General features: G+C 72.2%; 1 pseudogene. It reads right to left on the reverse strand.

Annotated features, from left to right (window positions below):
- A pseudogene (locus BN358_RS26655) lies at window positions 1–237 on the reverse strand (hypothetical protein); the annotation flags it as partial.

Genomic DNA, 237 nt, shown 5'->3' on the forward strand with positions numbered 1-237 from the left:
TCAGGCGGTACTCGGCGCCGTCCAGGCGGGCCGCTGCGATCAGTTCGGACTGCACGGGCAGCATGCCGTCGGGGCACTCCATGAGTTCGAGCGAGGGCGCGTAGGTGTCGGGGACGACGACCGAGCGGATGGCGGCCAGGACCCGCGGGGACGTCAGCCCGGGCAGGTCGATCAGGTGCTTCCTGGCCAGCGCCGCCGCCGCGAAATGGGCGTCCGCGATGACGACCGCGTCACCGT

It is taken from the genome of Sedimentibacter sp. B4, assembly GCF_000309315.1.
Taxonomy (GTDB): domain Bacteria; phylum Bacillota; class Clostridia; order Tissierellales; family Sedimentibacteraceae; genus Sedimentibacter; species Sedimentibacter saalensis.